Here is a 22889-nt window from a genome sequence, read left to right on the forward strand (position 1 = left end):
CCCTCTAAGGATGATCACTAACGGTCTTCATTTTTCATATAAAACTGCTGCCCACCATCTTCTCTGGATGATTCACCAAGATTTAAAGGTTTGCCTAAATAGAACAAATCGGGATCATGGGAGATGACAACCAGAATCTTATAGAACGCTTCATTCTCTATCATTTGAATAACTCTGCTCTTCATGATAGCATCCATGTTCGCTGTTGGTTCATCTAAAATCACCATTTCTTTATTTGCGAGCACCGTTCTTAAAAAAGCAATCATTTGTCTCTGACCACCTGAAAGGTTAGCTCCTCCGTGGGCGATTTCCGTATCCAATTCATTTGGAAAATCGGAGATAAATGGTTGAAGCTGATACTTCTCCAGCAATGCTCTCAGATGAACTAGTTGTTCCGGCTGAGCATTCGGAAGTATGTTGTCCAGAATCGTACCCTGAAACAAATAGGTCTTCTGTGATATGTAGGAAACTCTTCTGCGCAGATCAGATAGCTTAAGACATGATATATCCATGCCATTATAAAGGATCGTTCCCTTATTCACAGGGTAAAGACCTAGAAGCAATTTAACAAAGGTGGTTTTGCCCGAGCCATTGGCTCCATTCAAAATAACGATATCACCTGTAAACAGGTTGACATTAAGCTGATCCAGCACAGATCGCTTTTCAATTCCGGAAATATATGCATAGGAGATATTATGGATGTTAACCGAATGAATAGGTTCGGAGAGAACCATCCGTCTTCCAAACTCCTCATCCTTATTATCCATATACTCCCTTACTCTATCAATACTAACCATTATAGGATTTATAGTTACTCCAAAGGTAGCCACAGCCTGGACATTTCCCAGTACTTTTGCAAGGTAACCTGTGAAAGATACATATTCACCTAAAGTTAGCGTTTTCCCCAAAATCATGATTCCGGAGAACAGTAATACTATAGCTCCGGATAAGGAACTGAGAAGTGAAGAACTTTCCATGTATCCGTTAATGTTTCTGTTCTGTTTCAGAATCGCAGTAATGACCTGATCCGTTTTGGTATAAATCCGTGATATGTAGCGCTGCTTGGCCCCCTGAACTTTAATTTCCTCAATTCCGTTAAGGGTCTCAAACATAACTCCCGCCATCTCAGCTGAGCTTTCACTGACTTTTCTTGTGCTATCACTCATCCGTCGACTGTACCAGACAGTAACAACAACATATAGAGGAATAATGGCCAGAACAATAAGCGATAGCTTCCAATGGATTCGCACGAGCAAAATAACCGAGATCACACCGTCCAATACCCCAATGAGAATGTTAATTACAGATGGAGAAAAAAGACTCCCTATACTTCCACTCTCTGAAATCCTTGACATCAGATAACCTTTATCATGTTTGTCGATGAACTCCATAGGCATATCTACCGTATGTCCAATCATCTTCATTCGAAGCACATTCGAAGCACGAGTTCCCGCCTTGACAATATAGTATTTACCTATAAGAGAGAGAACGTATCTTATGACATGAAGACAGATAATAATGATGACCTGTTGATAGAGAAAATGCGTAGTTCCCTGTGGTGAAGAAAGATTATCGATAATTTTGCCTGTAATAAGCGGAATTGGCATCGCAATTAGGGATACCATTGCCAAAGCTCCAAAAGAGAGTACCAGAAGCAACCTGCTGCCCTCAAGATACGGCCTGAGGTACATAAGGTTGCTAAACATTTTTTTCATCATTAATTTTTGAACATGCCAATAATCATAAATGTTGCAATATACAGGACAAAAACGATGGCCAGAATCATGCTCATCCTGCTTTTGTTCTTGACCTTCCTGTTCAGAAAGACCGTCAGTATACCTATGGCCACAATACTTAAAACCATAATTATATTGTTCATACCAAGCTCTCCTTTAAAGCTTGTTTACAATACACCTTGGAGGATAATGATCCACCTGCACTACTCTCGATCGCCCGGCAATCCGAGCATGCATACCGCGAGCTACAGCTCCGGCAAGAATCTACTCTATCCAGCGTATACGTCCAATACTCCTGGTAGTCTCGTTGATCAGCAATCCGTTTGAAAGAGTCTTTCAACACATTCCCGATCGTTTCATTTCTCATCATGGGACACACCGATACATCGCCGTTTCGAAATACGGACAACTTGCCATTCAAACAAGGATGAAAGTCGACGTTATGAAAAAAACTGAGATCTGTAAAACAGCTTTGAGCGCCCTTGTCGCTAAATAAGAGCTCGTTATACACCGGGTCATCACCAATTTCATGAATAAAACTGAGCTGCATACCCAATGGATTGAAATGTTTATAGTAGTCTACAATCTCCTCTCGAAATATATAGTTCATTTTATTCAATACTACATTAAAATAGAAGGAAATTCCTGTTTTTTTCAATTTATTCATATTTTCGTAGAAATTTGAGAAGTCAGGATGATTTTCTATCATACGATTGGTTAAATCCTGATTATGGGAAGACGTATGGATAACCAAGCTGACACCAGATAACTCTTCCCAGTTCAGCTCTCCTGTGTCCATTAAATTCGTATAGATAAAGATGTTACTGTAACCGAGTTGACGCGCCTCAGCGAGGATTACCGAGAGAAGTTCCCACTTCAACAAAGGCTCTCCACCAATGATATGCAATGATCTGCATCCCATCTTATGGCTCTGCTGCAATACGATACGATAATCCTTCTCCTCCATAAGATTATCTTGACTAAACCCGCCATAACGTTTACACCCGGTCATTCGGTGCACCATACTATCCGTATTGCAAAAACTGCACTCCAGATTACATTCATCGTTAATGTTGAGATACAGATTAGATATTCTTACTCTATTCTTGGCAAAATCTCGAATGGATGGCGGAAGGCCAAAACGAACCTTTTCGATATAGGCGTTATGGGAATAGTAGCTGCCCATGCCTTGCTCTATAAGCTGAGAGAGCAGGATGTAATTTATGTTGTCTACCTCTTCGACAGGTACGCCCCTATTCAATTCAAGCAGCATTGATGCGTCTGCTGGTGATATCCTCAACATATTATTTTCACTCAAATCATATAATGAAGCTTGACGCTCCCCCTGTACAATGTAACAATGTGACCCGGTTTTAAAATACACATTAGACACCTCCATTTGTATGTCCCTTTGCTAGAAACGACCTCAGCATTTATCCATAACAAAACGAAACGAATCATACTTACGGTCGATACTGTCTTTATGTGCTGAAAAATCACGCATAGCATCTGGATTCTGCTCGAGAGTGCTGTATAAGATAGACAACTGTCTCTCAATATCCTTTCTTCGTGTAGTACAGATACCTTGTATATCGAAATTATCTCCTGAAGCGCAGCTGGCGTAACATAGTCCACAAATCGATTGATAGGGGCATTCTTTACATTGTGCTGTAAATTTTTCGCTCCACTTTTCAACGATTCGACTGATCGCGTTAATATCCAGACCTTCTTCACAGTTTCCAATCGGGAATTGATAACTTATCTTCTCACACATATGAAAGGTACCGTCCACGTCTACGAACATTCGACTCCCCGGGATACAGGCGTTACCAAGGATTGAAGAGTAGTTTCTGCCATATGGGTTAATGTTACGGTTATGGCTCACTTTAAGACTGGAGCCAAAGAGTCTCTCTTTGAAGAATAGCTCGGAAACCTGCTCCTCGTTATTTGGTGTACTGATTTCCTGAAGGTATTCATCGAGCAGCACAGACATACTCTCATGAACAGCTCCACTCTCACCTAATTCAGTATCCAAAATTTTGGATAGTCTTCCGCCCATCGATTTCAAGAGATGTTTTTCACGTACGAAAAAATCGTTCATCGCAACCATATCGGTTTCATTTTCATAACAGCTAAGTATCATCATAGGGAGAATCTGTTCCTTCCCCTGTCTCTTTATTTCTGCGAGCAACTTACGAATATTCCCATAGACAACATCAAACGTTCCCTGCTCATTTACAAAAACTCTATTTTTATCATGCATTTCCTTCGAACCGTCTAAACTGACTGATATCATGACGTTATGCGTGACTAAAAATTCAATAATGCGATCTGTAAGTAATGTTCCGTTTGTCGTCATAGAAAACATGGTCTTGAAACCCGTTTGCTTTACATAGGCGACAACTTCTTGAATGAGATCAAATCTGAGCAGCGGTTCCCCGCCATAGAATGAAATAACAGGCTGTTTATCCGGAGCATACGCTCTCCATTCCTCAATATAATCGATATACTTTTGTACGCTTTTTAACGCAGTCTCTTTCTCCATACGTTTAAATGTATGTGTTCTCATTTCTTCATAATTTCCGGAGAAAATGCAGTACTTACACCTCAAATTACAATTCTCCGTAAGTCCAAGGATCATCTGCGGATAAGGATAGGTCCTAAGCTCATCCAAAATCATATCTTGGCTCAGTTCCACCTCATGCAATTTGAAAAGATCCCACTTCTTCATGAGTTGCCTCAACGGTAAATCTGCTTTTTCATATATAAGTTCTCTGTCCAGTTTGTCGTGACTCTCAATCGTATGAGCCAGCTCTTCGCTTGCGGAAAGAACCATATTCGTCGCACCATCGAAAATGTATTTGTTTCCCTGCCTGGTTTCAAATACACCTATATTATTCATTATGCAACCCACCTTAACTTGGATTAAAAATGTACTAAAGAGGACATCCCGCACCACGTGTTCGGAATGCCCCCACCAACAGCTCAGAACTTAAAGTGCAGAGCTTGTCTTACTTGAAGTAATAGTTGTGGCTGTTGCGTTGACAGCGGTCGCACCTATGACATCGGAGATCGGCACAGGTCCATCTACTGCACATCCTGCAGCACAGCCTACTAGACATCCACCAAAGCAAGTTACGTTGCAGAGCCAGCCATTTGTACCAATTTGTTGATCCATATTTACTTCCTCCTAGATTTAATTAAATGGTTAAGATTTCAATTTATATACATTTACTCTATAATGCTGACTTGGTAGCTCCTGTAGAAACCGTTGTTGCTGTTGCATTAACTGCCGTTGCACCAATCACATCCGAGATCGGCACCGGTCCATCCACTGCACATCCTGCTGCACAACCCACCAAACAACCTCCGAAGCAAGTAACACTGCACAACCAACTGTTTGTACCAATTTGTTGATCCATGTTTTTTCCTCCTCATAAATTGTTTTTGGAAAAATTAAAGTATCCTACAAAAAACCAACCACAGCCTCCTTTTTTGAATAAAATTAGATATATTGATCAAAAAATATTTAATACAACCAAATAATAGAATATTTACTATGAGAGTTATATAATATAAGTCACTTTCACTCTAAATTTGACAATTTTTTTCTTCTGAACGATATTATTGAGACTATACTTCAGTTGAATACAAAGTTTACTTTAAAAAGTGGGCGTTGATTTTAATAAAAAAAAGATACTCCCTCCCCTGATTCAGGCTTCGGAATATCCTTTATGTGTTGTCGTGAAATTTTCATATCCGTTTTATACTTACAAGCGATTTTCTTCAAATTTTCTTCTAAGCTTTTATTGTTATTGACCAGGCATCCACCAGTTCCATCTCCCCATCAATTTCATCAAGGACGGGACAAGCACAAGCCGAATGATTGTTACATCAATAAGCACGGCTGCCGTGATGCCGATGCCCAATTGCCTTACCCCTTCGACCTCGGCAAAAGCAAAAGGAACCGTTACCGCCAGCAAAATACCTGCTGCAGACGTAATTAAACGCCCTGTTGAAGCCAAGCCTTGTTGAACCGCTGTGTCACTGTCCCCTGTTTGTCTGTACACTTCCTGTATCCGGCTCAACATAAAAACACCGTAGTCCATCGATATGCCGAATACCAGCCCAGCAATAAATACCGGAATCATGATGGCGATTGATGATACTTCCATTCCCAGATGACCCTCGTTAAAGACCCATACAAGTATGCCAAACGAAGCGGCCAGACTAAGCAAGTTCATCAGAATCGCTTTTAGTGGTATTAGTAGAGAACGGAATGCCACTAGCAGCACCAGATAATTGCTTACCATGACAAATACCAGTACTTTGGGCAGTTGCTGGGCAATTTCATGCATAATCTCATCCTCATAAACTGCTTCACCACCATAACGAATCGGAATGGTCTCTGGCATAGCTGTTACATCATCTGTCCTTGTCTGCCGCAACCATTCTTTCATCTCATCTGAACCCGCTTCCCCGTATACACCAACCGTTAATCGGATAAAAGAATTCGAAACGTCTCCTTGGGAGTGGATACTCACCACTCTTTCATCCTGTTGAAGCTTGGTTACTTTGTGTTTGGCCGTCTCCCAGTGAGAGGCTGTTAACGGCTCCTCCTTTTTCCCGATGATAATATCAAGCCAAGAAATATGCTGCTGACCGAAATTTTGCTCGATCTGCTCAGATGCTTGACGGGACTCCATTCTGGCAGGTAAGGAAGAAGCATCGGGTACGGACAAATCCATCCTTGTAACGGGAAACACGCAACACAGCAATAGTGTCGTACCTACGAGTCCCATCCATACAGGACGTTTCATGACGATCGCTGACCAGCGGTGCCAGAAGCTGTGTTCAAGTGTGCTATCCCTTGTTTGTTGTCCTGTAACTCCGGATGTGCGTGTTATGCGAGCAAATACTCGGTCTGCACTTAGGCAAAGAATAGCAGGTAACAAGGTTACGTTTAACAACAACGCCAGCACAAGAACAATGGTAGCTCCAAGCGACACACTGAGAAACATAGGCAGCCTGATCCAGAGCAGACCCAGCAAACCCAGAAACACACATGCTGCTGAAAACAGCACGGCGCGGCCAGCTGTGCGTAATGTCTGTTGCAAAAGTTCACGTTGCATGTGGATGTTACGCTCGACGTTGGACTTGCCTCTATTTGCGTAACGCTGCTGTAGTTCCTCCCTGTATCTGCTTAAAATGATCAGTGCAAAATCAATACTGAGCGCCATTCCGACCATTGGAATCACGTTAATAATAAAGTTGGATAACTCCAGATAATGACCCAGCAAAGACGTTATGCCCATCGCCGTAATCACTGCACTGATCCCCATCATGACAGCAATACATGCCGCATACAGTCCTCTGAATGCAAAGCAAAGAATGATTAATGCGATCGGTATCCCTATGATCTCTGCTCGTTCTAAATCCTGAAAGCTCAGTCGATTTACATCCTCTTGCACAACGGTTTTCCCTGTAAGTTGCACGGTTCCAGGCAGATCAGCTTGCTTGTCCACTTCAAGAACCTCGCGTAATTGAGCTAGTGGATGCTTCATCCGGTGAGGCGGGATGTCCATGTGTACCAGAGCGTAAGCCTGATCATCACGCAGCATTCTTCCCTGTGTGTTCACATCAAAAGGGGAAACTACTGACGATATCGCTGGCAAGGTGCGGACTGCGGCAAGCCGTTCCTGAATCCACGTTCTGAAGGCGATCTCAGAAGTATTCGGATGTTTATTAAAAAGTAACACGACCGGATCAGGCGGGGAGCCAAATTCCTGCTCCAATATCAGTTCTACGGCCTGGGCTTGTCCCCGAGCCAGCTTTAACCCGTGATCCTGAACCATGTCAGGCAGCTTCCACGCCCAGGCGACTGACATCCCGATGATAACTACCCAGCAGATGATAATAAACCGCGGATATCGACTGATGAGAGTAGCCAAACTTCGATATCCCATACCCAGGCTCCTCTGCATATAAATTGGATTTTAATTATGATTAACACCATGAGATATGCTTGATGTAGTACAAGTCTATTCATGATCAAACATGATTATGTTCCTAATGAAATAAAGACAAATAGCCTCATGTATATGCTACATGGGGCTGTCTGTCCTCACTGTTCATTTCACAGCTGTTTATTCGGGTCGAATGACAGTGAATCGATCACCAAGTTTGGCATAATCATTACCTGCCAGACGGCTGACCGGTTTTAACTGATCCATCAAGATATAACCTTTATCCGCAAGATAGACCTTTTCGCTAAAATGATAATGCACAATGCGCACGAGAAGCAGGTCACTTACAGGCACGCCTGCATCATTCGAGATCGGAATATGCTGATACAGTTTGCACTCCATCCGAATCAAGGCTTCCTGAATTCCGGGTACAGCGACCACGGAACTGGGTACAGTTGTCAGACGAGTTCTTTCCAATTCACTTTCATGCGGTTCCAGTAAAGCCGCCGTTTCATTGACGTCTTCAATAATATTTTCGTCACAAATGTGCACAACCAGTTCATTATGTGCGAGGACATTGCGTGCCGTGTCCTTCATTACACCATTTTTACGTCCAACCGAGATGGATAACAGTGGCGGATCCGAGCTCACGACATTGAAAAAGCTAAACGGCGCTGCATTAATGATTCCATCATGATCTGAGAGCGTGGTCACAAAGGCAATCGGGCGGGGCACGATCGAACCGCTCATTAATTTATAATTATCTTTAGGCGTAAGTTCTTCCGGATTTAGTGAATACATATGTAAGTCCCCTCTCCTACTCGCATGCATGAGGCTGATCCTCATCTTCTTAATCCTCTACTTTCTTCATCGTTATTATATATGCATACTGTCCATAAAAACAAAAAAATACTTGTATAGACTTGCCGGCAATCATGAATGTCCCATCTTTACTGCTCATGTTTAGAAATACACACTTGTTAAACAATCACATCTAGGCGAATACCGTCATAGACTGTTTTCAGAATAAGATGACAGGAAGGATGTTCTGGAACATGAACCATGTTTATTCCCCTTATGCAGGTTATTATGATGGTCGTTATACAAGTTACGGAGAAGATCGTTCCATTCAATTCCCTCCACTCTTCCCGGGTGGAGGCAGTCTCCCTGGAGGGCAAACTCCGCCAGGCATTCCCGGAAGCCCAGGCTCCTATCCTCCTTTCGTTCCCGGTGTAGGTACCCCTCCGGGTCCCTATTTCCCTGGCGGCATGCCGGGTCCTGGTCCGGGCCCAGCTCCAGGTGTACCCGCACAGCTAGCTCAGGGAAATCTTCCTTCCTTGCTAAGTGCCTATCCTCGCCCGGTTGGTCAGCCGCCAGCGGAGATGTTATTTTTGTATAACCTTATCAAAAGCAGTCCTGGTCTACTGCCACTCTTCCTCCAGCAGCAACCGCAAAGCTTGACACAAGCCGTTCAATTTGCACAGACAGGTGCAGCCGCGCCACGCGACCAAGAGCAGCGTGTACTCCCTAACTTCTGTTATAACCGCTGGTCGCTCGTTTTTACGTATAATGATGTGTATTTAATGTGGCCTGCCATTAATCTGTTCGGCTTCGTTGTCGGCTATTTCTATCCATATCAAACACCAGGAATTCTGCTCAACACCCAAATATTATTCGCCCTTTGTTAGTGGCAGACAAACTGAAACGGCCCGCATTGGAAGACTATGCTTCCCTGCGGGCCGTTCCTGGTTATACCAAAGCACTATGGAGTTGTAGAAATGGTCTGTTTCGGTTTGCTTCTACCGATCATGACAAAATACAAGAACAATGCCCCCAGATCAGCACATGCAATCACAATTCCCATGGGTACAGCCGTATGTTCTCCTCCAAGACCAACAAGGGGAGCTACGAGTCCACCGAACAGAAAGGTCATAACACCAATCAACGCCGATGCACTTCCAGCAGCTTTCGCCTGATCCGCCATAGCCAGCGCGAACGATGCTGTATTAATCAACCCCACACTGGACACGACCATAAATAGGGGGATTAGAACTGAAATCAGCCCGCCTCCAGCAAGGATCGCAATAAGTAAAGAAGTTCCTCCGACAGCCGCCATAAGTAATCCGGCGATTAGCAGCCGTGTCTCCGATACCTTACCGGCAAGCCGACCTGCAATCTGGCTGGCAAAAATAATGCCTAATCCGTTAATGGCAAAACATATACTGAACATTTGAGGGGATACTCCGTATATTTTCTGAAGAACAAATGGTGATCCCGATATGTAAGCGAACATGCCTGCCATTGCGAAACCTTGTGTTAGAGCATAACCCATAAAACGGCGATTCCTCGCTATGCTGCCAAACGTCAGCAACGTCTGCTTAAGCCCCCCGCTCGATCTTTTTTGTGTCGGAAGCGTCTCCCCCAAACCAAAGATGACCGCGAAAAGCGCGAGCGCACCGATAAGACTTAGCAAAATAAAAACGCCTCGCCATGAAGTATACGTAAGGATTTGTCCACCTATAATTGGTGCTGCAATAGGTGCCACTCCATTAATAAGCATTAACAAAGAAAAGAACCGGGTTAGTTCTGGCCCCTCGTATACGTCCCTCACCACCGCTCGCGCGATGACGATCCCCGCCGCTCCGGCCAATCCTTGAATAAAACGTAACACAACAAACGAGCCCATCGTTGGGCTGACAAGGCATAATATCGACGTAATCGTATATAGCACAAGTCCTGCAATCAGCGGTATGCGGCGACCTCTCACATCGCTTAATGGTCCCGCAAGCAGCTGGCCCAGCGCAAGCCCAATCATACATGCTGTCAGGCTTAGCTGAGCGTACGAAGTGGACGAGCCGAATTCATCCGCCAGCGTTGGCAGGGCTGGCAGATACATATCCAGAGACAGCGGTCCGAAGGCGGATAGCGTCCCAAGAATTAGCGCCATTCTCACTCGCGGCGTAGCAGGGATGTGTAATGACGCAGGTTTACTTTTCATCCAAAAACATTTCCTTTGCCTTCAGATTGTGCTCTAGTGCCCATTCTTAGTCCTCTCCGCCTCCAAGCAATCTTAGCAAGTTGTTCGGTAAGGTAAACTGCTGGTTATTAATAATAATGCGGCGTAGCTCCTCTTCATCCCGCTCGTTCTCGGCGTCTTTGATCTCCTGGATCTCACGGTGCAAGCGTTCCATTTGGTGATCCAATGCGTTGGCAGAATCCGCCGCATTCTTCAATTCTCTTGTCAAATGTTCCGGAACATCTTTGTTGTATTTATAAAAGATTTTATGTTCCAGACTCGCCCAGAAATCCATCGCGATCGTACGAATCTGAATTTCCACACAGGCACGTTCCTCACCATTGGACATATATACCGGAACTTCAACAAGCAGATGCAAACTCTGATACCCGTTCGGTTTCGGATTTTGGATGTAATCCTTCACTTCGAGAACACGCAAGTCACTTTGGTTGCAAAGCATATCCTTAATTCGATAAATATCAGAAATGAACGAACATGTAATACGCACACCGGCAATATCTTTAATATTCTCCTTGATGCTTTCAAACGTCAGCTCGTGATTTTTACGGAACATTTTATTCATAATGCTCTCGGGAGACTTCAATCTCGACTTGGTATGCTCAATCGGACTATAGTCATGAAGGGACTGGAACTCTTCTTTTAGCACTTCAATCTTAGTTTCCATCTGATCCAACGCAAATTTATAAATCATCATAAATCGTGTAATTTCGTATTTGAATTTCTTGAACTGGTCAATCGGATGCGGAGCATTCATCATCAGTTTCTTCCTTTCTTTTGACACCTCTATGATTTGATAACCAACATGTATACGTTCGTACGAACGCTGGTCTTATGACATGTCTTCTATAACATTATAAAACATCTGACATGAATAAACGAATATTAGAAATGTACGTGTGCCGCTTTGGTTCAGATTTCGTTTTGAAGAAGGCGGTACAATAGCTGTATACTGGAGAAGTTATGTTTGCTTGAAAGGACGGGAAAATATGAATCACAATCACCTCCAGAAATACGCCATGTTACTGCTCTGCATGTCCGCCGGTATGGTCGATGTCATCGGATATCTAGGGCTTGGACATGTACTCACAGCCAATATGACAGGAAATATTGTACTGCTAGGCATCGCGATTGCCCGTGCTCAGGAATTTGTCGTACTGCGTTCTTTGCTTGCCCTCATCGGGTTTATTGCGGGGAATGCAATCGCGGCACATATGCTTGGAAAGACCAAAACCATAAATGGCTGGTCCCCGCGTGTTACTGCCGTATTCTCCGTTGAAAGCATACTGCTTCTGCTGTTTGCAATCCTTATGATCAGTCCCTTTTCCGAGCCATTATCTTATCTGTTAATTGTACTGCTTGCGGTCGCCATGGGGATGCAAACAACGGTTGCCCGAAGAATTGGTATTGCGGGAATCTCTACAACGGTGCTCACCAATAATCTGGCAGCCGTGATTGAAGATGCTGTAAGCATCCTTCATCGGTTAAAACATGCCAATATCCGCTCCTTGCCCAAAGCACTGTCCACTGACGCCTACCTGCGAGCAGGTGCCGTTGTGATCTATCTCGGCGGGGTCATCGTCGCAGCATTGCTTTTCCATCATATGCCTCTAATAGCGGTCTGGATTCCTGTACTGGTCATCGCCGGTGTTACATTTCAAGCAAGATTCGCGTCTTGGGGGAAAGAGCTGGAGCTACATCGTAATCCTGAGTGAGAGGACATCTTGCGATTATGTGCTGCTGAAACACGTTCACAATATTGAACAATTTATTCAAGAATGCATGGCAAGTGCTTCTTGCCTGATCCATTGAACCAATTGTTTTGCCGCTGGCGACAACTGTTCTCCTGCCCGTGTACAGATGGCAATCGTATTCTGTAACTGTACGTTTTGTACATATACACGGGCAAGTTTGCCTTGATTAACGTCCTCTCTTACAACAAGGGATGAGATGAAATTGGCACCATATCCTGCCTTTACTGCACTAATCGTTTCGTTCAATCCGTTGAACTGAAGTGTTATTCGTGGAGAGGGCAGGTTATTGGTCGTACACAAGGCAGCCAGTCGTTCTCTTGTCGCACTGCCTTTCTCACGCATAATGAATGGCTCAGCCATCATCTCGTGCAATGTAATGTTTTGACCTGCATACGGATGATCCGGATGCACCACAAACCACATTTCATCCTCGAATAACTTATCCCAATGCACACCCGGATGACTGACTCCACTTCCTCCGTATATCGCAATCTCGGCTTCATAACGAAGCAACTGGTCAAAAGCCATCTGTGTATTGCTTGTGCTTACGACAAGCTCGACCTCCTCATGTGTCTGCTTAAACGTGGCAATCCAACGCGGCAGCAAAAAATTGGACGGCAGATAAGTCGCGGTAAGGCGAATCAGTCCTTTTTTCCCCTCCCTCATGTCCTCTACAAATTGTTCCACTTCCTGTTCCAGCATGAACAAACGCTCGGCATATTCCATTAATTGTTTTCCTGCATCTGTGAGTACAAGCTTTCGCCCTTCGGAACCGAACAGCCCTATGCCTAGTTCACGCTCAAACTTTTTTACCTGAGAAGATACCGCTGGTTGACTGATATTCAATTCTTCCGCAGCCCGGGTAACTCCGCCGTACCTCACAATGGCGTGAAACAGTCGTAATCCATGCAAGTTCATACATTTTCGCCTCTTCCTTGCTTACTGGAATATTGATCCAGAATTTTAACCATCATATTGTATAACTTATTTATATATTAACATACAAAATATATATTTTATTTATACGTTAACCACCTCTATAGTTGAATTATAAGAAATATTAATTCAGCAACATAGAAAGGAAGATGTGTAATGAGTAAGTATGATTTGAACGATAGCAAGGTTAACCAGCCGGCCCGTTGGAATGAGGTCGATCATTATATCAACAGCCTTCTTATTCCAAACGACAAAGACTTGGAAGCTGCACTTGAAGCCAATGCTGCAGCAGGACTACCGTCACATGATGTCACACCGAATCAAGGAAAGTTCCTTCAGCTATTGCTGAAAATACAGGGGGCCTCGCGCGTACTGGAGATTGGAACTCTAGGTGCATACAGCACCATCTGGATGGCCAGAGCTCTGCCAGACCATGGACGAATCGTTTCGCTGGAGTCAGAACCTAAACATGCGGAAATTGCACAAGCCAATCTGACCCGAGCTGGACTAATGCACAAAGTAGATCTTCGAGTAGGCCCGGCACTAACCTCCCTCCCCGATATAAAGGAAGAGTACCCTGAACCCTTTGATCTGATTTTCATCGATGCTGATAAACCGAGTAATCCGGATTACCTGAGATGGGCTTTACGTCTGACACGACCAGGAAGCTTGATCATCGGAGATAATATTGTCAGGGATGGGGAAGTCATTCACTCCGACAGTGAAGACGCAAGAGTTCAAGGGGTTCGAACCTTTCTCGAATGCATCGGAAATCACCCCCATCTTGAAGCCACGGCACTACAAACCGTAGGCAGTAAAGGATACGACGGATTTGTGATTGCTCGTGTCACAGATACCCCTGCAACAAAATAAACAGTGGTCAATTCTTCCGAAAATCTGCCTTTCCTGTTACACTGGTATCACTGCACAGGCAGACTGGAGGGAGTTACTTGAGAGCTTTACGACAGATTCATGTTGAAATTGGCGGGTGGTCTCGCAATATTCAACTGTTCTTTCTGGCAAGTCTGCTGTATCAGATCGGAAACGGCATGTTCTCGGTTCTTTATAATCTGTACATTCAAGGCTTAGGTTACGATGACACCATGAATGGCCAAATTGTCAGTATCCAATCTCTTGCTACAGCAATTATGTTCATTCCTATTGGATTTAGCGGTGACAAGTTCAGCCGCAAAAAACTGTTGATTATCGGGGCGCTATTCAGCGGTGCTTTTCTAATCGGACGATCCTTCGATTATGCCGCGAGCGGGTTGATTTGGTTTGCTGTATTTTCCGGCCTGTTTGCTGGTGTTTTCCAGGTACTTGCCATTCCTTATCTCGCAGAGAACGTCAAAAAAAGCCAGCGCCTCAAAATGTTCAGTTATTATTCCTCTTTGGTGCTGGCTTCTCAGGTTCTTGGCAGTCTGGGCGGAGGCGTGCTTGCAGACGTGCTTCATTCTGCCGGCATGGCCAAAGTCACCGGATTGCAGACGGTACTATTTATGGGCGGAGCTGCGACACTAGCGGCATTTATTCCGTTGCTTTTTGTAACCGAGAATCAGGAGTCTCGGACAGATCTAAAACCGAAACAGCTTCAGCCTCGCCAACACTCTGTTCGGGGGGCTGAAGCAGAGCTTACTCGTGCTGTGATTACACCATTGCCCATTGATGATGACACACGTATTAAAAAAAGAGATAGCAAGCTGATTGGTCAGTTTATTGTGACACAGTTGCTGATCGGCTTAGGATCAGGGCTCGTTGTGCCTTATCTGAATTTGTATTTTACGAATCGCTTCGCCGTATCGTTAAGCGGCATGAGCATCCTGATTGCACTCGGTCAGATTATGACCATTGTATCCATGCTGATTGGCCCAACGTTAGCTGCCAAAGTTGGCAGTGTACGAGCCGTAGTTATTTTTCAAGTATTATCGCTGCCCTTCCTGTTATTCACAGGTTTTACGAACCTGCTTTTCATTGCATCTGTCAGCTTTTTGTTCAGACAAGCCCTCATGAATGCTGCTAATCCAATTCATTCTGCCATATTAGTGGATCGGATCTCGGATAAACGCCGCGGGATAGCTAACTCTATGATGCAAACTTCGTTTATGATTGGTTGGGCTACGATGGGACCAGTACAGTCATATCTGGTTACTACATATGGAACCTATTGGGGATACGCGATTACGTTCAGCATTACGGGTTGTCTCTACGTCATTTCTTCCCTGATGTACTTCTTTATGTTTAGAGAGCCCAAGCCTTCTGTTGCTGTTCTTGCAGACAGATCCTAATCATATACAACTAAAAAAAGAGTATCCTGTGAATGCTGCAGCATTCACAGGATACTCTCTTTTTTCTGATTATTTCCCCTTGATGACCTACCAGTATTTTGGATTATACATAAGAACGACTATACCCACCGTGACTAACGTTGCTAGAACAACAAAAGTGTAATATCTCGGTTTATTTTCTGGACTTGGAGCTTGTTCATCATAATGATCGGAGTTGCGGCGATAAGACCCCATCCACAGATCGCTCATCATATGGCCAACCACTTTCAGTAGACGTTTTATCCAATCCATTATTAATCCCCCTTTCATAATCAATAATATTCCATATTAAGTATAATTAACCTTCTATAATCAAACAAGTCCTTTCACCTTAGGCCTGGTGCTGTCTGCCGTTCCAACTGTGTCAAAATATGAAATGCTTCCTGATTGGTGCGGCCGCACATTTCTTCCTCAGCCTGCAATCCACTACATACCGCCGGGCGGCCCGCCTGACCGAATATACCGCAACGATTATCGTCCGTCAGTTGGATACATCGCACTCCCGCGGGTTTGCCTTCAGGCATGCCGGGAATCGGTGATGATATGGATATGGCAATACAACATGCGGCACATCCCGTCCTGCATTCCATGATATTTCCTCCTTCATTTGCCTCTTATAACACGCTGTTACTTTGAGCGATTTACCCATGTCCATGTTCGTGCTAACCCTTGAGCGATTCTGCGGTTCATATGCTCACTGGTAAAGTACCCTCCATGACTCAGTGGATTCCAACTTGTAGCTGGTCCACCGACGTGAACCTTAATATCCTCCTTCACAGCCGACGCATAAGCCGGATCGATAGGACGTAGCGGATAGCCCAGAATATCGTTGCTTTCATAAAAATTAACCCACTCCCCTTCCAGTCGTGGAAAGTGATGCGTGGCTTGCGGCGCAGGCACCTGAATGGGCCGGCTGAAATGTTCATAGCGCAAACTCCATAGCGGCAGTGTTGTGCCAAAGGAGTAAAAATTGGTCAGCGTATCTCCACGCTCCAAAGCCGAGTTCACATCCACAATTTCCGGCATTCGATTAGATGACGGATACTGCAGATCATAGAAAAAGTTGCTTGCAATGACAGCTCCGAGACTATGGGCGACGACACAAAGCGGCGCTTCTGGCCCATTACGCTGTGCGAGAACGTGCATGGCCTGATGTAGCGTTCGATGCACGGCATCATAATGATGTCCTTGGTTCTCTACGGGCTGATATGCCACCGCATCGGCGAGATAATGAATGACAAAACGGCGTAATGCCTGGTAGTTTAATCCCGGTGAACGAACCAACTGTTGAAACAAAGCCTCTTCTCGCTCCTCGAACACGTCGGCCCAGAAGACGGGTTCAATATCGAGCATCTGTTTCGCGGCGCCTGGCAGCACCATGACACGTTCCATTTCTCTGCTCAAGCAAGCGATCAGCTTGTCAGCGTAGTCTTCTTTTTGCATACCCAGTCCATGAATGACCATCACCGCTACCCGAGTCATGGCTCTCCTCCTTATCATTTGACTAGGAACGCTCCTTGTACACCCACTGTATGAACTGCTTTTTCTCCGTATGACTGACATTCAACTTAAACGCCAAACGTGCCCACTTCGACTTATTATCAAAATTTGTAATTACTTGATCACATAACTATTTTATCATGATGCCTATGGAAAATCACACCTGTAAATGCCAAAAGAAGCTGTAGGTTTCACAGCTCCTTTTGACTACAAGCAAATATCAATTTATCCTTTCAGATAAATTTTGAGAACGCCGTTCTGACTTGAAGTGACATCTCCTGTCACCGTTTCAACCCGTTCAACCATATCCTGACCATCCGGGATAATGACAGGCGTAATGAGTGGATAACCCGCATTTTCGATGACGGTTCGGTCAAATTCAAGCAGCTTCTCCCCGGCTCTCACGCGATCACCCGTGTCTACGTACATAGAGAAACCTTCACCTTTAAGTGATACCGTATTAATGCCGACATGAATTAACACTTGAAGTCCGCTCGCATGTTCCAATATAACCGCGTGTTTACTCTTAATCACATGTGCCACTTTTGCATCAAACGGGGCAACCACTTGATTCCCCGAAGGTTCGATTGCGATGCCTGCACCCATTTGTTTCTCAGCAAAAGCCGGGTCAGGAACTTGCTCCAGCGGTACCGCTGTACCCGTCAATGGCGCCATGACTTCGATTGTTTTGGCAGATGCATTTCCAGGCTTCGCTGCACTACGATTACGTTCAGCCATCTCTGTTCCTGCTGCTGTCTCAGTGGATGTGATTCCCGAAGCCGACCCTCCCTTCGCCGTAAGTTGATCTTCTTTTCTCAACTTCGCCCGTCCAAACACAACGGTCAACAGGAACGGAACTACCAGAACGATGGCCATACCGATAAAGAACACGCCCCATTTATCCGGGAAAATGGACAGGAATCCAGGCACACCGCCTACACCGATGGATGTGGCCTGAACATTATTCATCGTAAGCAGTACACCACCAATGGCGGAACCGACCATACCGAAGATAAACGGGTAACGGTAACGAATATTCACACCAAAAATGGCTGGTTCGGTCACACCGAGGAAAGCGGATACGGACGAGGTTGCTGCAAGCCCCCTCATTTTCTTCTCACGTAATACCAGCATCATCGCAAGTGCTGCCGAACCCTGCGCAATATTGGACAAAGCCAGCATTGGCCACAGGAAAGTACCACCTTGGCTACCAATCAGCTGTACGTCTACCGCAAGGAACGTATGGTGCATACCGGTAATAACAAGTAACGCATACAGACCACCATAGATCAAACCACCTAACGCAGCATACGAATCATAGATGTAAATCAAACCGGATGTGATGGCGTTTGCAATTGCAAATGTAACCGGTCCGATAATCGTAAATGCCAGAAAACCGGTAACCAGCAATGTCACAGGAGCTACGACCAGCAATTTAATAGAATCATGCACTCTTTTATTCAGGAAAATTTCCATCTTGGCAAGCAGATAAGCCGATACCAATACAGGTAGAACCTGACCCTGATAACCGATCTTCTCAATCTCCCAGCCAAACAGATTCCAAGTCGGAACCGTGCCTTTGTTCACCGCATCAGCGTAACCATATGCACTCAGCAGATCGGGATGTACCAGAATCAGACCCAGCACAATCCCGAGCAGCGGACTGCCGCCGAATCGGGTCACCGCTGACCAACCGATCAAAGCTGGCAGGAATGTAAACGCAGTGCTTGCTATGGTATTAATGATGGAGGCAAGGTCTTTCCATGCCGGGTACACATCCACTAATGATTTTCCATCAAAGAAGATACCGGGGCCTGTCAAAATGTTGTTAATCCCGAGCAACAGACCCGCGGTAATGATTGCTGGCAAGATCGGAATGAAAATGTCCGAGAGCGTTTTGATCGCACGCTGCAACGGATTCTGCTTTTTGCCCGCGGCTGCCTTCACATCATCTTTGGAAGACCGTTCGCCTCCGGTAATCTGAATCATCTCTTCATAAACTTTATCCACCAGACCTGGTCCGATGACGACCTGGAATTGACCTTGAGAGGAGAACTGCCCCTTCACCAGATCATTCTGATCGAGAAGCTCTGTATCCACTTTGTCCTCATCATATAGAGCAAACCGTAGCCGTGTCACACAGTGTGTCGCCGCTTCAATATTGTCTTTGCCGCCGACGGCCCGGACGATCTCTTCGACCTGTTTTTTATCGATTGCCATAGTGTCACTTCCTATTTATAAAATGGAATTTATTCTGTTACTGCTTGATTAGCCACATATAAGAGGCATACGGACTGAGCGTGATTTGCTGCTTCAGCTCAGGTTTAACTTCGGTATTACTGATAAGCAGCTCAGGTGATTTATCTGCAATATGGTTGTTCCAGACCGCTTCAGGAACTTGAAATGCTGTATCCAGTTTGCGGAAATTTGACACCACAACTAATGTCTCGTTCCCATTGGTTCGTGCGTATGCAAATACCTCCGGGTGCGCATCATCCAACCGTTCGTACAAACCGTCAGTCAGCACATCCACCTCTTTGCGCAGAGCGATCAACTTCCGGTAATGATGATAGATGGAATCCGGGTTGGCCATCTGTTCTTCCACATGAATGGACGGATATCTCTCATCCACCTTGAGCCAAGGTGTTCCGGTTGTGAATCCAGCATTAGCCGTACCGTCCCACTGCATCGGTGTTCGGGAATTATCCCGGGAACGCTCCTTCACAATATGGAAAGCCTCTTCGGCCGTTTTGCCCCGCTCTTCCTGCAACAAACGATACATATTCGTGGACTCAATATCGCGAAACTCGCTAATATCATTCCAAACGGGATTGGGCATACCAATCTCTTCGCCCTGATAGACATAAGGCGTACCTTGTAATCCATGCAGAGTCGTCGCCAGCATTTTGGCACTCTCCACACGGTATTCTCCATCATCTGCGAAACGGGATAACGCACGAGGTTGATCATGGTTGTTCAGGAAAAGCGCATTCCAGCCGCCACCAGCTTGCATTCCGGTCTGCCACTCACTGAACAGTTGCTTCAAGGATTCAAAATCGTATGGCATGAGCTCCCATTTCTGTCCATCCGGATAATCCACCTTCAGGTGATGGAAGTTAAAGGTCATCGAGAACTCTCTTGAAGCCGGATTGGAATAACGAATACAGTGCGCAAGCGTGGTTGAGGACATCTCCCCCACCGTCACCATGTTATAGGGTCCAAATACCTCATCGTACATTTCCGTAATATACTCGTGCACGCGCGGTCCATCCGTGTAATACTTGCGTCCATCGCCTGGCGACACGCTGCCATCGTCGTCCGGGAAACGCTGGTCTTTGGAGATGAGGTTAATGACGTCCATCCGGAATCCATCGACTCCCTTTTCCGCCCAGAACTTGATCATGTCGCGTACAGCCTTGCGTACTTCTTCATTCTCCCAGTTCAGGTCTGCCTGCGTTTGATCAAACAACGTTAGAAAATATTGTCCGGTCTGCTCATCATACTGCCACGCTGGCCCGCCAAATTTGGATTGCCAGTTGTTCGGTACACCACCGTCCGGCGCGGGGTCTCTCCATATGTAATAATCCCGATAAGGATTATCCTTCGATGAACGAGACTGCTTGAACCATTCATGATCGGTTGAGGAGTGATTCACCACAATGTCAATCATCAGCTTCATGTCACGCGCTTTCAACTCGGCAAGCAATCCATCGAAATCTTCCATCGTTCCATAGTCAGGGTTGATGCGGTAATAGTCTGCTACGTCATACCCATTATCCCGCTGCGGGGATACGTATACGGGCTGCAGCCAAACAATGTCGATCCCCAAGTGCTGCAAATAATCCAGCTTCTCGGTTAACCCCCGGATGTCCCCCGTTCCCGATCCCGTTGTATCATTGAAACTCTTCGGATATACCTGGTATACCGTTGACTTCTTCCACCATGTGGACGGCTCCTTATGTTTTGAACTCATGTTAACGCCTCCAATATGTCGTATTGCTCTTATCTAACCCACCTGTTAACTTCTTCATCTATATTACATAAGTAAACATGTATATACAAGTTGAAACGCAAATATGGTTGTTCTTCTTCTCTCCTACTCATTCCCCATTAATGTTTTGGCTGTAACATTTATTTGAGGAATTCGTCTCGCAAACTCCATGATATGTGTATTACATCGCAAAAAAACCGTCTGTTCCCCTGGATTTATCCCGGTTTTTCAGACGGTTGAAAGATATAGCTTCAAACTATTTTACAATTAAAGTACCTCAGGTGTTGCTAGAGATTGGCCCTGATTCTCTCGGAGATTCAGCTTCAAAGCAGATCGCGCAGCCTTTTCTTCTGCTTCCAGTTCAGCGGCACTAATCTCACCGGAGAGCACAGCACGCATCCGTTTCTGATCCAGCAGTCCTTCCCATCTGGCAACTACAAATGCCGCTACACAGTTCCCCATCAAGTTCGTGAAAACACGCATCGTATCCATAAAACGGTCTGCTCCAAGCAGCAGAGCCACTGCTGCTACGGGAAAAGCATTCACTGCCGCCGCCGTAGCTGACAGAGCAAGAAACGCTGAGCCGGGAACACCCGCCATGCCTTTCGAGCTTAGCATCAGCACTAACAGAATGGTGATCTCCTGACCCAAGGTCAGATCAATACCAACAGCCTGGGCAACAAAAACCGTCGCTAACGATAGATATATGGAAGCCCCATCCAGATTAAATGAGTATCCCGTAGGTACGACCAGTCCAACGACTGCACGGTCACACCCCGCCTTCGTCAGCTTGTCCATCATACGCGGCATCACAACTTCTGAAGAGCCTGTTCCAATCGCAAGCATCACTTCTGAACGAGTGTATCGGACAAACTGTATAAAGTTCAGCCCTGTAATCCACCAGGCAGCCAGCGCTAATAGCATCAGGAACAACAGGGCAGCACCGTAACAAGCCAATATTAACAATCCAAAAGACGAAAGGGTGGACGCCCCGTACGCCCCTATGGTGTAGGCCATTGCACCAAAAGCGCCTACCGGAGCCAGCTTCATAATATAACCGATCATCCGGAACACGATCCCAAGCAGCTGTTCCACCAGGTTCAGTACATTCTCCTTGGCCTTATTCTCCGTGGCTGCCAAGGCAACCCCGAACAGACAGGCAACAAGCAGCACTTGCAGCAAGGCATTCTGGGCAAACGCATCCACCACACTTGTTGGAATAATGTTCATAATAAAATCAACCGTGTGCGGAAGCTCGGACCCCTTTGTTTTTGCCTCAATTCCGCTGGCGTCAATGCTGGCAGGATCTACATTCATTCCCGCCCCTGGACGAAGCAGATTGGCTGTGCATAAACCAAGCACAAGTGCAACCGTTGTGGCAAGCTCAAACCACAGAATCGCTTTAAGTCCGATTCGACCAACAGACTTCAGATCGCCCATTTTGGCGATACCTGTAACGATGACCATAAAAATCAACGGTGCAATCAGCATCTTGATTAATTTGATAAAGCCTGTACCCAAGGGTTGCAATAGACTTCCTAGATCGGGCCACAGAATACCTACTCCAATACCGATGACTACTGCTGCAATGATCTGAAAAAATAAAGATTTCACAAATGTCATGAACGCTCCCCCGTTTGCAATCGTT

Annotated in this window: 21 protein-coding genes; 4 read left to right on the forward strand and 17 right to left on the reverse strand. The window is 45.4% G+C overall.

Features of this window, described 5'->3' with window-relative positions:
* Nucleotides 1-17 precede the first annotated feature (17 nt).
* The 8 genes from EC604_RS08605 to EC604_RS08635 all read right to left on the reverse strand — a co-directional run bounded on the left by EC604_RS08605 (nucleotide 18) and on the right by EC604_RS08635 (nucleotide 8503).
* The gene (locus EC604_RS08605) at nucleotides 18-1718 is read right to left on the reverse strand and encodes an ABC transporter ATP-binding protein (RefSeq protein ID WP_123063753.1); all 1701 of its coding nucleotides are present in this window, start codon (nucleotides 1716-1718) and stop codon (nucleotides 18-20) included.
* Nucleotides 1718-1879 carry a hypothetical protein gene (locus tag EC604_RS29855; RefSeq protein ID WP_161556888.1) on the reverse strand — a complete coding sequence of 54 codons (162 nt, stop codon included), beginning with the start codon at nucleotides 1877-1879 and terminating at the stop codon, nucleotides 1718-1720. Before EC604_RS29855 ends, EC604_RS08605 begins: the two co-directional genes overlap by 1 nt.
* Entirely contained in the window at nucleotides 1876-3120 is a 1245-nt protein-coding gene (locus tag EC604_RS08610; protein WP_161556889.1) for a radical SAM protein, read from the reverse strand. The genes EC604_RS29855 and EC604_RS08610 overlap by 4 nt, the downstream gene beginning before the upstream one ends.
* A gap of 42 nt (nucleotides 3121-3162) precedes the next feature.
* Nucleotides 3163-4695, reverse strand: a complete 1533-nt coding sequence (locus EC604_RS08615) for a radical SAM protein (RefSeq protein WP_151458061.1) — start codon at nucleotides 4693-4695, stop codon at nucleotides 3163-3165.
* A 33-nt stretch (nucleotides 4696-4728) separates the two neighbouring features.
* Nucleotides 4729-4914 (reverse strand): hypothetical protein, encoded by a 186-nt coding sequence (locus EC604_RS08620; RefSeq protein ID WP_123063756.1) that lies wholly within the window; start codon nucleotides 4912-4914, stop codon nucleotides 4729-4731.
* Between the two features lie 58 nt (nucleotides 4915-4972).
* The gene (locus tag EC604_RS08625) at nucleotides 4973-5158 is read right to left on the reverse strand and encodes a hypothetical protein (RefSeq protein ID WP_123063757.1); all 186 of its coding nucleotides are present in this window, start codon (nucleotides 5156-5158) and stop codon (nucleotides 4973-4975) included.
* Between the two features lie 390 nt (nucleotides 5159-5548).
* Entirely contained in the window at nucleotides 5549-7702 is a 2154-nt protein-coding gene (locus EC604_RS08630) for an MMPL family transporter (protein WP_161556890.1), read from the reverse strand.
* 180 nt (nucleotides 7703-7882) lie between these two features.
* A complete protein-coding gene (locus EC604_RS08635) occupies nucleotides 7883-8503 on the reverse strand; it encodes a flavin reductase family protein (protein WP_123063759.1) in 621 nt (206 codons plus the stop codon).
* A 254-nt stretch (nucleotides 8504-8757) separates the two neighbouring features.
* Here EC604_RS08635 and EC604_RS08640 point away from each other — a divergent pair, with 254 nt between their 5' ends.
* Nucleotides 8758-9390, forward strand: a complete 633-nt coding sequence (locus tag EC604_RS08640; protein WP_123063760.1) for a hypothetical protein — start codon at nucleotides 8758-8760, stop codon at nucleotides 9388-9390.
* Between the two features lie 74 nt (nucleotides 9391-9464).
* On the opposite strand, the gene EC604_RS08645 is transcribed toward EC604_RS08640, so the two are convergent.
* Both EC604_RS08645 and EC604_RS08650 read right to left on the reverse strand, forming a co-directional pair.
* Nucleotides 9465-10700, reverse strand: a complete 1236-nt coding sequence (locus tag EC604_RS08645; protein ID WP_123063761.1) for a multidrug effflux MFS transporter — start codon at nucleotides 10698-10700, stop codon at nucleotides 9465-9467.
* A 46-nt stretch (nucleotides 10701-10746) separates the two neighbouring features.
* Nucleotides 10747-11493, reverse strand: a complete 747-nt coding sequence (locus tag EC604_RS08650) for a GTP pyrophosphokinase (RefSeq protein WP_123063813.1) — start codon at nucleotides 11491-11493, stop codon at nucleotides 10747-10749.
* Between the two features lie 232 nt (nucleotides 11494-11725).
* On the opposite strand from EC604_RS08650, the gene EC604_RS08655 reads away from it, so the two are divergent.
* Nucleotides 11726-12451, forward strand: coding sequence for a YoaK family protein (locus EC604_RS08655; RefSeq protein ID WP_123063814.1), 726 nt, complete (start codon nucleotides 11726-11728; stop codon nucleotides 12449-12451).
* Between the two features lie 57 nt (nucleotides 12452-12508).
* Here the strand turns inward: EC604_RS08655 and EC604_RS08660 are convergent, their stop codons facing one another.
* The gene (locus tag EC604_RS08660; protein WP_123063762.1) at nucleotides 12509-13408 is read right to left on the reverse strand and encodes a LysR family transcriptional regulator; all 900 of its coding nucleotides are present in this window, start codon (nucleotides 13406-13408) and stop codon (nucleotides 12509-12511) included.
* Nucleotides 13409-13582: 174 nt separating this feature from the next.
* On the opposite strand from EC604_RS08660, the gene EC604_RS08665 reads away from it, so the two are divergent.
* Both EC604_RS08665 and EC604_RS08670 read left to right on the forward strand, forming a co-directional pair.
* Nucleotides 13583-14299, forward strand: a complete 717-nt coding sequence (locus EC604_RS08665; RefSeq protein ID WP_123063763.1) for an O-methyltransferase — start codon at nucleotides 13583-13585, stop codon at nucleotides 14297-14299.
* 77 nt (nucleotides 14300-14376) lie between these two features.
* On the forward strand, nucleotides 14377-15711 hold the full coding sequence (locus EC604_RS08670) for an MFS transporter (protein WP_123063764.1): 1335 nt from the start codon (nucleotides 14377-14379) through the stop codon (nucleotides 15709-15711).
* An 87-nt stretch (nucleotides 15712-15798) separates the two neighbouring features.
* Here the strand turns inward: EC604_RS08670 and EC604_RS08675 are convergent, their stop codons facing one another.
* From EC604_RS08675 to dctA, 6 genes are all read right to left on the reverse strand, one after another.
* Complete coding sequence (locus tag EC604_RS08675) at nucleotides 15799-16002, reverse strand: hypothetical protein (protein WP_123063765.1); 204 nt, start codon at nucleotides 16000-16002, stop codon at nucleotides 15799-15801.
* 74 nt (nucleotides 16003-16076) lie between these two features.
* Nucleotides 16077-16340 (reverse strand): YkgJ family cysteine cluster protein, encoded by a 264-nt coding sequence (locus EC604_RS08680; protein ID WP_123063766.1) that lies wholly within the window; start codon nucleotides 16338-16340, stop codon nucleotides 16077-16079.
* A 37-nt stretch (nucleotides 16341-16377) separates the two neighbouring features.
* Nucleotides 16378-17232 carry a chemotaxis protein gene (locus tag EC604_RS08685; RefSeq protein WP_123063767.1) on the reverse strand — a complete coding sequence of 285 codons (855 nt, stop codon included), beginning with the start codon at nucleotides 17230-17232 and terminating at the stop codon, nucleotides 16378-16380.
* Nucleotides 17233-17475: 243 nt separating this feature from the next.
* Entirely contained in the window at nucleotides 17476-19470 is a 1995-nt protein-coding gene (treP, locus tag EC604_RS08690) for a PTS system trehalose-specific EIIBC component (RefSeq protein WP_123063768.1), read from the reverse strand.
* Nucleotides 19471-19507: 37 nt separating this feature from the next.
* Complete coding sequence (gene treC / locus EC604_RS08695; RefSeq protein WP_123063769.1) at nucleotides 19508-21223, reverse strand: alpha,alpha-phosphotrehalase; 1716 nt, start codon at nucleotides 21221-21223, stop codon at nucleotides 19508-19510.
* Nucleotides 21224-21508: 285 nt separating this feature from the next.
* A complete protein-coding gene (dctA, locus tag EC604_RS08700) occupies nucleotides 21509-22864 on the reverse strand; it encodes a C4-dicarboxylate transporter DctA (RefSeq protein WP_123063770.1) in 1356 nt (451 codons plus the stop codon).
* Nucleotides 22865-22889 lie beyond the last annotated feature (25 nt).

The sequence above is a fragment of the Paenibacillus amylolyticus genome (assembly GCF_003719335.1).
In the GTDB taxonomy this organism is placed as follows: domain Bacteria; phylum Bacillota; class Bacilli; order Paenibacillales; family Paenibacillaceae; genus Paenibacillus; species Paenibacillus amylolyticus_D.

What these genes read in the sequence shown, in the direction of transcription:
- EC604_RS08605 (WP_123063753.1), bottom strand. Translation starts at nt 1,718, where the DNA reads ATGATGAAAAAAATGTTTAGCAACCTTATGTACCTCAGGCCGTATCTT.
- EC604_RS29855 (WP_161556888.1), bottom strand. Translation starts at nt 1,879, where the DNA reads ATGAACAATATAATTATGGTTTTAAGTATTGTGGCCATAGGTATACTG.
- EC604_RS08620 (WP_123063756.1), bottom strand. Translation starts at nt 4,914, where the DNA reads ATGGATCAACAAATTGGTACAAATGGCTGGCTCTGCAACGTAACTTGC.
- EC604_RS08625 (WP_123063757.1), bottom strand. Translation starts at nt 5,158, where the DNA reads ATGGATCAACAAATTGGTACAAACAGTTGGTTGTGCAGTGTTACTTGC.
- EC604_RS08630 (WP_161556890.1), bottom strand. Translation starts at nt 7,702, where the DNA reads ATGGGATATCGAAGTTTGGCTACTCTCATCAGTCGATATCCGCGGTTT.
- EC604_RS08635 (WP_123063759.1), bottom strand. Translation starts at nt 8,503, where the DNA reads ATGTATTCACTAAATCCGGAAGAACTTACGCCTAAAGATAATTATAAA.
- EC604_RS08640 (WP_123063760.1), top strand. Translation starts at nt 8,758, where the DNA reads ATGAACCATGTTTATTCCCCTTATGCAGGTTATTATGATGGTCGTTAT.
- EC604_RS08645 (WP_123063761.1), bottom strand. Translation starts at nt 10,700, where the DNA reads ATGAAAAGTAAACCTGCGTCATTACACATCCCTGCTACGCCGCGAGTG.
- EC604_RS08650 (WP_123063813.1), bottom strand. Translation starts at nt 11,493, where the DNA reads ATGAATGCTCCGCATCCGATTGACCAGTTCAAGAAATTCAAATACGAA.
- EC604_RS08655 (WP_123063814.1), top strand. Translation starts at nt 11,726, where the DNA reads ATGAATCACAATCACCTCCAGAAATACGCCATGTTACTGCTCTGCATG.
- EC604_RS08660 (WP_123063762.1), bottom strand. Translation starts at nt 13,408, where the DNA reads ATGAACTTGCATGGATTACGACTGTTTCACGCCATTGTGAGGTACGGC.
- EC604_RS08665 (WP_123063763.1), top strand. Translation starts at nt 13,583, where the DNA reads ATGAGTAAGTATGATTTGAACGATAGCAAGGTTAACCAGCCGGCCCGT.
- EC604_RS08675 (WP_123063765.1), bottom strand. Translation starts at nt 16,002, where the DNA reads ATGGATTGGATAAAACGTCTACTGAAAGTGGTTGGCCATATGATGAGC.
- EC604_RS08680 (WP_123063766.1), bottom strand. Translation starts at nt 16,340, where the DNA reads ATGGAATGCAGGACGGGATGTGCCGCATGTTGTATTGCCATATCCATA.
- EC604_RS08685 (WP_123063767.1), bottom strand. Translation starts at nt 17,232, where the DNA reads ATGACTCGGGTAGCGGTGATGGTCATTCATGGACTGGGTATGCAAAAA.
- treP (WP_123063768.1), bottom strand. Translation starts at nt 19,470, where the DNA reads ATGGCAATCGATAAAAAACAGGTCGAAGAGATCGTCCGGGCCGTCGGC.
- treC (WP_123063769.1), bottom strand. Translation starts at nt 21,223, where the DNA reads ATGAGTTCAAAACATAAGGAGCCGTCCACATGGTGGAAGAAGTCAACG.
- dctA (WP_123063770.1), bottom strand. Translation starts at nt 22,864, where the DNA reads ATGACATTTGTGAAATCTTTATTTTTTCAGATCATTGCAGCAGTAGTC.